Annotated in this window: 8 protein-coding genes; 2 read left to right on the plus strand and 6 right to left on the minus strand. The window is 68.7% G+C overall.

Features of this window, described 5'->3' with window-relative positions:
• The 5 genes from ACR2FV_RS16805 to ACR2FV_RS16825 form a co-directional block, all read right to left on the minus strand.
• A partial coding sequence (locus ACR2FV_RS16805) for a LacI family DNA-binding transcriptional regulator (protein ID WP_434016852.1) occupies positions 1 to 513 on the minus strand: 513 nt, incomplete at its 3' end.
• 24 nt (positions 514 to 537) lie between these two features.
• Positions 538 to 2,463 (minus strand): glycoside hydrolase family 13 protein, encoded by a 1,926-nt coding sequence (locus tag ACR2FV_RS16810; RefSeq protein WP_434016853.1) that lies wholly within the window; start codon positions 2,461 to 2,463, stop codon positions 538 to 540.
• A gap of 2 nt (positions 2,464 to 2,465) precedes the next feature.
• On the minus strand, positions 2,466 to 3,410 hold the full coding sequence (locus ACR2FV_RS16815) for a sugar ABC transporter permease (protein ID WP_434016854.1): 945 nt from the start codon (positions 3,408 to 3,410) through the stop codon (positions 2,466 to 2,468).
• A 1-nt stretch (position 3,411) separates the two neighbouring features.
• Positions 3,412 to 5,025, minus strand: a complete 1,614-nt coding sequence (locus ACR2FV_RS16820; protein ID WP_434016855.1) for an ABC transporter permease subunit — start codon at positions 5,023 to 5,025, stop codon at positions 3,412 to 3,414.
• Positions 5,026 to 5,174: 149 nt separating this feature from the next.
• Positions 5,175 to 6,485, minus strand: coding sequence for a sugar ABC transporter substrate-binding protein (locus ACR2FV_RS16825; RefSeq protein WP_434016856.1), 1,311 nt, complete (start codon positions 6,483 to 6,485; stop codon positions 5,175 to 5,177).
• 344 nt (positions 6,486 to 6,829) lie between these two features.
• On the opposite strand from ACR2FV_RS16825, the gene ACR2FV_RS16830 reads away from it, so the two are divergent.
• Positions 6,830 to 7,915, plus strand: a complete 1,086-nt coding sequence (locus ACR2FV_RS16830) for an ABC transporter ATP-binding protein (RefSeq protein ID WP_434016857.1) — start codon at positions 6,830 to 6,832, stop codon at positions 7,913 to 7,915.
• A 110-nt stretch (positions 7,916 to 8,025) separates the two neighbouring features.
• Complete coding sequence (locus ACR2FV_RS16835; RefSeq protein ID WP_434016858.1) at positions 8,026 to 9,276, plus strand: DUF4032 domain-containing protein; 1,251 nt, start codon at positions 8,026 to 8,028, stop codon at positions 9,274 to 9,276.
• A 57-nt stretch (positions 9,277 to 9,333) separates the two neighbouring features.
• Here the strand turns inward: ACR2FV_RS16835 and ACR2FV_RS16840 are convergent.
• Positions 9,334 to 9,922, minus strand: a 589-nt coding sequence (locus ACR2FV_RS16840) for a glutaminyl-peptide cyclotransferase (protein WP_434016859.1), incomplete at its 5' end; no start/stop codon positions are given.

Here is a 9,922-nt window from a genome sequence, read left to right on the forward strand (position 1 = left end):
CACCGCCAGGTGCATGGAGGTGCGGTCGTCGTGGGAGATGAAGTGCGCCGGCACGCCCGCCCGCCAGCCGTTGACCAGGACGATCGGCATCCGCTGCTCGCGCAGCGCGACATAGCGATCGATCGGAGACTTGCTGTCGGCGTGATAGCCGGAGACGAAGATGATGCCGGCCACTCCCCGGTCCAGCAGCATCTGGACGTACTCCGCTTCGTTGACTCCGCCGGGGGTCAGCGTGCACAGCACGGGGGTGTAGCCCGCCGCGGCCAGGTGTGTCTCCAGCGTCTGGGCCAAGAGGGGAAAGAAGGGGTTGCTCAGCTCGGGCGTGAGCAACCCCACCAGGCCCGCGGAGCTGCGGCGCAGCTTGCTGGGCCGTTCGTAGCCGAGCACGTCGACGGCCGTGAGCACCGCCTGCCGGGTCGCTGTTGCGACGCCGGGCTTGTCGTTGAGCACCCGGCTGACCGTCGCCTCGCTCACACCCGCGTATGCCGCCAGCTCGGCCAGTCTGCCGTTCATCCCGGCCCCACCCTCCGCTTGGCCTCAGGCCCAGTCGGGCACCGGTGGCTGCCACAGCCACACCCGAACCCTAGGGCCTGTCGCCTCCAGCAGCACCGACACTTCGTCGATCTCCGGAGGCGTCCCCACCAGCACTCGGCCCTCGCCGACCCCGGGTAGACCCGCGACCGGCAACCGGACCGGGTCGTGGGCAGCACGGGCCAGGTGGACCAGCGCCGTGCCCTGGGGGTGCTCGCGCAGGAACACCAGAGTGTCGTCCTGAGCGTGCAGCCAGCGCATCCCGCCCGAGTGCAACGCCGGGGTGGACCGGCGGGCCCGGATCAGGGTGCGGTACGCGGCATACGTCGCCTCGTCCCACCGGGCCGGATCACTGCCACGTGCGGCCCACGGCATCGGCCGTCGCCCGTCCTCGCCGAAGTTGCCGGGCATGCCGATCTCGTCACCGTAGGTGAGCATCGGGATGCCGGGTATCGTGAACAGCAGCCCCGCGGCCACCTCGACCTGGGCGGGCTCGTCGCCGACCAGCGTGCGCACCCGCGTGGTGTCATGGGAGCCGACCAGGGTGAAGGAGTGCGCGACGGTGCGCCACGGCACGATTGCGGCGAACTCCCGCATGGTCTCCGCGACCAGCTCACCACCCAGCCGCGGCACCCGCACCGGGGAGCCCAGGAACTTCGGCGCGAAGCCGGGGTCGCGCAGCCAGGTCCACACGGGCCGGGTGAAGCCGGAGTAGTTCATCACGCCGTGCCAGCCGTCACCGAGCGCGTCGGCGCTGTGGTCGTGGGTGTGCTCGGCGACCAGCAGCGGCTCGGTGCCGGTGAGGTCACCGACCTCGTCGACGGCTCGGCGCACCTGCCGGGCGACGTCGTGGGCCACGTCGACGTCGCGGTAGCGCCCAGTCATGTTGGCCACGTCGACCCGCCACCCATCGAGGCCCCTGTCCGGGCCGAGCCAGCGTCGGATCACCGAGCCGGGGTCCTCGAACATGGCGGTGCGCAGCTCCGCGTTGCTGTGGTCCAGCTTGGGCAGCGACCCGACGTCGAGCCAGGTGACCCACTCGCCGTCGTCGTCCCGGACGTAGCGCGCGGCGTGCTGCCCGTCCGGATCTGCGAGTGCGGCCCGGAACCACTCGTGCTCCTCGCCCGTGTGGTTGGTGGTGACGTCTCCCAGCACCCGCAGCCCGCGCTCGTGCGCCTCCTCCTGCAGCCGCAGCAGCGCGTCGTCACCCCCGAGGATCGGGTCGACCTCCTCGAAGGTGGCCGCGTCGTAGCGGTGGTTGGACCGGGCGGGGAAGAACGGCGTGAGGTAGAGCACGTCGACACCGAGGTCGACCAGGTGGTCGAGGTGCTCGCGGACGCCGTCGAGGGTCCCGCCGTAGACCTGCCGGGGCCCGGTGTCCAGGTGAGCGTCGACCTCGTCGTCCCAGGCGGCCGGGAGCGCCCAGTCCGGCAGGTCGGTGCGCGGCGCGCCGGGCTCACCGGGCGGCTCGACAGCGCTGTCGCGGGCAAACCGGTCACCGAAGACCTGATAGACCACCGCCCCGGCCGCCCAGTGCGGGGGCGGGGCGAAGGTGACGATCCGGAAGTCGTCGGCGTCGGGCACGTCGCGTGGGTGCAGGCCGGTCCCGTTGAGCCAGCGGTATGCCGTCGCCCGCCCCTGGCCGGGCGGGTCCGGAGACGGCATACCGCTGAGCAGGAAGCGGTAGTGCGTGACCGGGTTGTGGCAGCTCAGCTCGGCCTGCCACCAGGCGTCGACGTCGTCGCGGGCCACCTCGCGGGCGGCGACGAACGCCTGCTCACCGTCGGGCGCCGTGCGCACGTGCACCGCGTCGACTCCGGCCAGGTGCGGCACCCGGACCCGCACCGAGACGGTGTCACCCAGGGCCGGGCTCTGGGTGCTGACGTAGAGGGGCGAGCCGTCGTGGTGGGGACCGGCGCTCAAGCCGTCCATCGCTACTTGACGGAGCCCGAGGTCAGCCCGCCGACCAGCTGCTTCTGCAGGGCGAGATAGACCAGGACCACCGGGATGGAGGCGAGCAGCGCACCGGCGACGAACTGGCCGAACAGCGCGTTCTTGTCGGCCTCCCGGGTGGCGTAGAGCCCCACGGCAAGGGTCTGGTTGTCGACATCGGTCAGGAAGATGCTGGCCAGCAGGAACTCACCCCACAGGCCGACGAAGGCCAGGATGCCCACGGTCGCCAGGATCGGGGTGACCAGACGCAGGATGACGGTGAAGAAGATCCGGGCGTGCGAGGCACCATCGAGCTTGGCCGCCTCGTCCAGGCTGGTGGGCACCGTGTCGAAGTAACCCTTGAGCAGCCAGATGTTGGCGCCCATCGCCCCGCCGAGGTAGACCAGCATCAACCCGGCCAGGGTGTTGAGGCCCAGCTGAGGGATGATCTCGCCGACGTTGGCGAAGGTGATGTAGAGGGCGACGAAGGCCAGCAGCGCGGGGAACATCTGGACCAGCAGGATCAGCAGCAGCCCGGTGCGCCGACCCTTCCAGCGCAGCCGGGAGAACGCGAAGGCCGCACAGGCTCCGAGCAGCACCGTGAAGGCGGTGGCCAGGAAGCAGATGATCATCGAGTTGCGGAACCAGGTCCAGAACGGCCGGGCCGGGTCGTTGAACAGGTCGACGAAGTTCTGCACGCCGGGATTGCTGGGGATCAGCGAGGAGGTGTCCAGGGTGCCACTGTTGTTGAACGCCGAGGACACGATGAACAGGATCGGGAAGAGCGCATAGACCAGGGCCAGGATGGCCAGGGCGTGCCGCCACCACACCCCTGATCCGCGGGAGCGCTCGGGCTTGAGGTTGCGGCGCCGTTCGATGCGCGCGTCGGCCTCGGCCTGCGCGTCGACGAGCGTGGTGTCCGTGGGGTCCTGGGGTGTGGAGCTCATCTCAGTTCACGTCCTCGAGGGCTGCGGTCCGCTTGAATCCTTGATAGCTGATGATCGCCACCAGGATGAAGATGAACACCGAGATCGCCGAGGCGAAGCCGAAGTTGGGCGAGACACCGCCGAGCGCCAGCCGGTAGGCCAGGGTGATCAGCAGGTCGGTCGAGCCGATCTGGGCCTGGCCGCCGGTGAACGGCCCGCCCTCGGTCATCAGGAAGATCAGCCCGAAGTTGTTGAAGTTGAACGCGAACGAGGCGATCATCAGGGGCCCGACGGCGACCAGCAGCAGCGGCATGATCACCGAGGTCACGGTGCGCCAAAAGCCGGCCCCGTCGATGGCGGCGGCCTCCTTGACGTCCTCGGGGATGGCCTGCAGCGCACCGGTGCAGACGATGAACATGTAGGGCCAGCCCAGCCAGAGGTTCGTCATCAGGATGGCGACCTTGGCCCACAGCGGATCGCCCAGCCAGTTGATGCTCAACCCGGTGATCTCGTTGATGACACCGAAGTCGGTGCTGAACATCGAGGCCCAGATCAGCGCGGTGACGTAGATCGGCAGGGCATAGGGCAGGATCAGCAACGACCGGTAGATGCCCTTGCCCTTCAGCCGCGGGTCGTTGAACAACAGAGCCAGCAGCATCCCGAGCACGAATGTCGAGAGCACGGTGAAGACGGCGAAGACGACATTCCAGATGAAGACGCTGATCAGTCCGCTGCGCAGGGTGGAGTCGGTCAGCGCATCGGTGTAGTTGTCGAAGCCGACGTTGGTGCGCCACCCCTGCGGCAGCGGCTGGCCCTGGCCGTCCTGCGGCACGAACTCCGCGTCCTCGCCCGCGACGTAGACCTTCCCCGACGTCTGGTTGGTCATCGTGTCCGACGCCTCGTCATAGGTGATGGTCGGCTCGCCGATGAAGGCCTCCGACAGCCCGATCTGCTTGATCCCGCCCTCGTCGGTCGGCACGGCGAAGTCGGCCAGGTCCCGGGAGCGGTCGTTGACCTCGCTCGCGCTCAGCGTCTGGTAACCCTCGGCCTCGATGATGCGTCCCGAGGGGTTGGTCTCGACGGTCCCGGCATCCAGCGGCTCGCTGAGCCCCTCGATGTCCCCGGCGTAGAAGGTGCCCTCGGGGCCGGTCAGCAGGTAGACCAGATCGCCCAGCTGCGGATCCTGCCCCTCCGCGACGGCGATGTTGAGCGCGTAGCGGTCGGAGCCCTCGACCTGGCGCACCGAGTTGGCCTCGATCGAGGCGATCGCCTCCTCCTTGGTGCCCAGGTGACCCGACCCGTAGTTGGTGAAGGAGATGCCCACCGTGTAGACCAGCGGCCAGATCTGCAGCGCCAGCAGCAGCACCGTGCCCGGCAACAGGTACTTGGCGGGGATCATGCCCTTGGACGCGTAGACCGCCACGACGCACAGCGCGACGAAGGCGGTCAGTACCACCATCAGCCAGTAGCCCTCGGCGATCAGCCGCTGGATCACGAAAGCGGCACCGGCCAGCACGGCCAGGAGGAGCAGCCACTTGACCGCGAGCACCCAGACGGGGGTCCCCTTGCGGAACTCCAGATGCTCTTCGCTGCCGAGGTGCTCGTCGTCGGTTCGGGTGCGGGTGGACTGGGACATCGTCGTCTCCGGGCGGGGGTGCGGGGGGTCATCCAGGGCTGAGATGGGGTCCGGGCCGGCTGCCGTCGGCTGCGGTGATGTTGACGCAGCCGGCCCGGTCATGCACTGCGACTGACCGACCGGCTGGTCCATCCGGCCAGTCAGCGGGATCACTCGATGTTGGAGACGATCTCCTGCTGCGCGCTCGGGAGCCGCTCGGCGGCGGGGGCACCCTCGACGATGTCCACCTCGGCCACCCCCAGCGGACCCCAGACGGCGTTCATGGCCGGGATGTTGGGCATCGGCTGGGCGCCCTCACCGGACTCGGCGAACGCCTCGATGTCGGGGTTGTCTGCCGAGACCGCGTCGAGGGTCTCCTGCAGGGCAGGAGGCCGGCCGCCGGCCCTGAACATCGCCATCTGGAAGTCCGGGGTCGGCACGTAGTTGTTGACGAACTCCTGGGCCAGGGTGGGGTTCGCTGCATCGGCGGAGACATAGAACATCTGCACACCCAGGAACGGGATGGGGTCGCCGCCGTCCTCGAACTCCGGAATGGGACTGACCTCGTAGTTGATGCCCGCGTCCTGGATCGCCGGGAGCGACCACGGACCAGTGATGAAGAACGGCGCGTCGCCCGCGGTGAACAGCGCCTCCGCGGTGGTGCCGTCGATGCTGACGTTGAGGGCACCCTGCTCGGCCAGCATGGAGATCTTCTCCCCGCCTTTGATGGTCTCGGGTGAGTCCAGGATGACGTTCTGGCTGTCCCAACCACCGTCCTCGTTGGTGCCGAAGATGCCACCGCCGTAGGCCGACAGGTAGGGGAAGGCGTGGTAGGCGTCTCCTTGCTGGCTCACCGGGGTCACCATCGGAGCCTCCGCCTCGCCTGCGTCCACCAGCTCCTTGCCCTTGGCGACGAGGTCCTCCATGGTCGCGGGCAGGTCGGGGGCCATGTCCGTGTTGCGGATCAGGGCGAGGTTCTCGGTGGAGTAGGGCACGCCGTAGGTCTGCCCGTTGAACTGGGTGGCCTCGATCGACTCGGGAGTGAAGCCGCTCTCGACGTCCGAGGACATCTGGATCGGCGCCACGGTGCCGTCCTGCACCAGCTCACCCAGCCAGTCGTGCGCCCCGACGATGATGTCCGGGCCTTCGCCGACGTTGGTGGCGTCCTTGAACTGCTGGCGCACATCCGTGGCCACCTGGACCTGCGCGGTGATGCCGAACTCCTGACCGAACTGGTCGGCATACTCCTGCAGGACGGGGGCGCGCACGTTGTCCGACCAGATCACCAGGTCAGCGTTCTCGTCCCGGACCGGGGCCTCGGTGGACTCCGCTCCGTCCGCGGGCTGCTGCTCCTCGCTGTCCTGACCCGTCTCCGCGGCGCTCGGCTCCTCCTCCGCGGGGTTGCTGCTCTCGCCGCCGCACGCGGACAGCATGAGTGCCGCGATGCCGGTGACGGCTAGTACACCCTTGGTGCGCTTCATGGGCAGTTCTCCTTTGAACTGTCGATCAGACTGGTTCCGATGGGGGTAGTGACGAGGTCCGGCCGGACCGTGTGACGTCTCCTCGATAGCCGTTGCTGTGGACTGTCTGGGGAAGTAATGAGACAGTATGAGCACCGTCTGACCGTCTGTGCAAGATCTTGCAGATTGCAGTACGGTAACGAACAGTCTCAGGCAGCGTCGCCGAGCACGGTTCCGGTTCACGCCGCATACCGACCCCCCCCCCCCCGACGTCGCGCAGGGGACACCCTGACGCGCACCCGTGCGTCAGGTCCTTTACGACGGATCGTCCGGCACGTTCCTGCCGGTGAAGGAAGGGTTGGCTCATGGCCACTGTGACCTACGACGGAGCAACACGCATCTACCCCGGGGCGGACGAGCCCTCGGTCGACAAGCTCGACATCGAGATCGGCGACGGGGAGTTCCTCGTCTTCGTCGGCCCGTCCGGCTGTGGCAAGTCCACGAGCCTGCGGATGCTGGCCGGTCTCGAAGAGATCAACGAGGGCCGCATCCTGATCGGTGACCGCGACGTCACCTCACTGCCCCCCAAGGACCGCGACGTGGCGATGGTCTTCCAGAACTACGCGCTCTACCCGCACATGACGGTGGCCGACAACATGGGCTTCGCGCTCAAGATCGCCGGCAAGCCCAAGGAGGACATCCGCAGCCGGGTCGAGGAGGCGGCCAAGATCCTGGACCTCACCGAGTTCCTGGACCGCAAGCCCAAGGCCCTGTCCGGTGGCCAGCGCCAGCGCGTGGCGATGGGCCGGGCCATCGTGCGCCAGCCGCAGGTGTTCCTGATGGACGAGCCGCTGTCCAACCTGGACGCCAAGCTGCGCGTGCAGACCCGCACCCAGATCGCCTCGCTGCAACGCCGCCTCGGCGTCACGACGGTCTACGTCACCCACGACCAGGTCGAGGCGATGACGATGGGTGACCGGGTCGCGGTGCTCAAGGACGGCCTGTTGCAGCAGTGCGACCCGCCGCGGCGGATGTACGACCACCCCGACAACGTCTTCGTGGCCGGCTTCATCGGCTCCCCCGCGATGAACCTGATGACCCTGCCCGTTGTCGACGACGGCATCAAGTTCGGCGACGCGGTGCACCCGGTGGAGCGGGAGATTCTCGGCAAGGTTGGCGACAACCAGGTGATCGCCGGCATCCGCCCCGAGGACGTCGAGCTCGACGACTCCGGTAGCGGTCTGGCGGTCGAGATCGACCTGGTCGAGGAGCTCGGCGCCGACGCCTACGTCTACGGCGAGCTGCCCGGCGCCCACGCGACGGACAAGCCGTTCATCGCCCGGGTCGACGGTCGCACCCCGCCGCGCAAGGGCGAGACGGTCCACTTCAAGCCCAAGTTGGACCACCTGCACCTGTTCAACGTCGAGTCTGGCCTGCGCATCAACCCCTGACCGACCGCACGTCACAGGTTATGCCGTCCGCTCACCCGAGCGGACGGCACAACCTGTGTCCGACCGACCATTGAAAGCGCTGTCTCGGAACCCGCCATAGGGTGGGACCCATGGCTCTCGACATCTCGGCAGCACGGCTGGACCCAGCCTTGCTGGACCTGCCTTGGCAGCTGCCGCTCGAGGAGTGGCCGCCGAGCCACCTGGCCGCGCTCCCCCGGGGCATCTCCCGGCACGTTGTCCGGTTCGTCAAGCTCTCGGGACGGGTGGTCGCCGTCAAGGAGATCCACGCCGACCTGGCCCGGCGGGAGTACGACACCCTGCGCATGTTGCGGCGGCTGGAGCAGCCGGCGGTGGAGCCCCTCGCCGTCGTCTCCGGGCGAACCACGCCCGAGGGCGAGCCGATGGACGCCTGCCTGGTCACCCGCCACCTGCGCTTCTCGCTGCCCTACCGGGCGATCTTCAGCCAGAAGCTGCGGCCGGACACCGCGCGACGCACCCTCGACGCCCTCGCCGTCCTGCTGGTGCGGCTGCACCTCAGCGGGGTGTTCTGGGGTGACGTGTCGCTGTCCAACACGCTGTTCCGGCGGGACGCGGGTGACTTCGCGGCCTACCTGGTCGACGCCGAGACCGCCTCGGTCTACAACCAGCTCAGCGACGGCCAGCGCGAGCACGACCTGATCATCGCGCACGGCAACATCGCCGGGGAGCTGATGGATCTGGAGGCCGGCGGGTTCCTCGACCAGAGGGAGGACCCGATCGAGATCGCCAACCTGATCATGCACCGCTACGAGCTGCTGTGGCGCGAGCTGACCGAGACCGAGCGCTTCGAGCGCGGCGACAGCTGGCGGGTCGAGGAACGGATGCGACGGCTCAACAACCTGGGCTTCGACATCGACGAGCTGGACATCACGACCGACTTCGACGGCACGCACATCCAGATCCGGCCCAAGATCGTGGAGGCCGGCTACCACTCCCGCCGGCTGATGCACCTGACCGGGCTGGACGTCGAGGAAAACCAGGCGCGCCGCATGCTCAACGACCTCGACTCCTACCGCGCGGCCACCGACCGGCAGAACGACGACGAGGCCCAGGTCGCGCACGACTGGCTGTCCCGGATCTACGAGCCGGTCACCCGCACGGTGCCTGCCGCCCTGGCGACGAAGGTGGAGCCGGCCGAGCTGTTCCATGAGGTGCTGGAGCACCGGTGGTACCTCTCCGAGCGGGCCGGACGCGACACGAGCATCGAGGAGACCGTGCGCGACTACGTCGACACCGTGTTGCCGTCCAAGCCCGACGAGGTGACCATCCTCGGCGTCGACACCGGCGAGATCCCGATCCGGGCCGCCATCTCCGGCAACTGACCCGGCCCCGCACACCCCACCGGCCAGATCACGCACCTGACCGATCCAGCCGGCACCTCAGCCGTCAACGGCCTCAAGACGGACCCGGTAGAGGTGTCCCCAGTTCTTGCCGGTGACCAGGAACGTACCGTCGGCCTCGTCGTAGGCGATCCCGTTGAGCACGTCCTCCTCGCCCGCGGCGCCCTCGGTCTCGACCACGCCGGACAGGTCGACCCGGTCGGTCACCTCGCCCGTCGCGGGATCGATGCGCACCAGGTCATCGTCGTGCCAGATGTTGGCCCAGACCTGCCCGTCGACGCACTCCAGCTCGTTGAGCATCGGCACCGGCTCACCCCGCTCGGTCACCTCGACCCGGTCGCCGGGTGCGAGCCCGTCGAGGTCGAGCGCCTGCAGCTGCGCCGAACCGTCGGAGAGCCACAGCACGTCGCGGGTCTCGTCGTGGCACAGCCCCCAGCCCTCCCCCTCGATGGCAAGGTCAGGTCCGGGCTGCAGGTCGGGCAGGCTCCAGGTGTGCACCACGCCGGACGTCCACGTCAGCTGGTATGCGGTGTCACCCGCCACCGTGACCCCCTCGCCGAACTCATCGGCCGGCAGATCCGCCCCGGCCTCGACGTCGCCGCCGAGGGTGATGATCTCGATGGCGGAC

Source organism: Ornithinimicrobium sp., assembly GCF_051004135.1.
Classification (GTDB): Bacteria; Actinomycetota; Actinomycetes; order Actinomycetales; family Dermatophilaceae; genus Ornithinicoccus.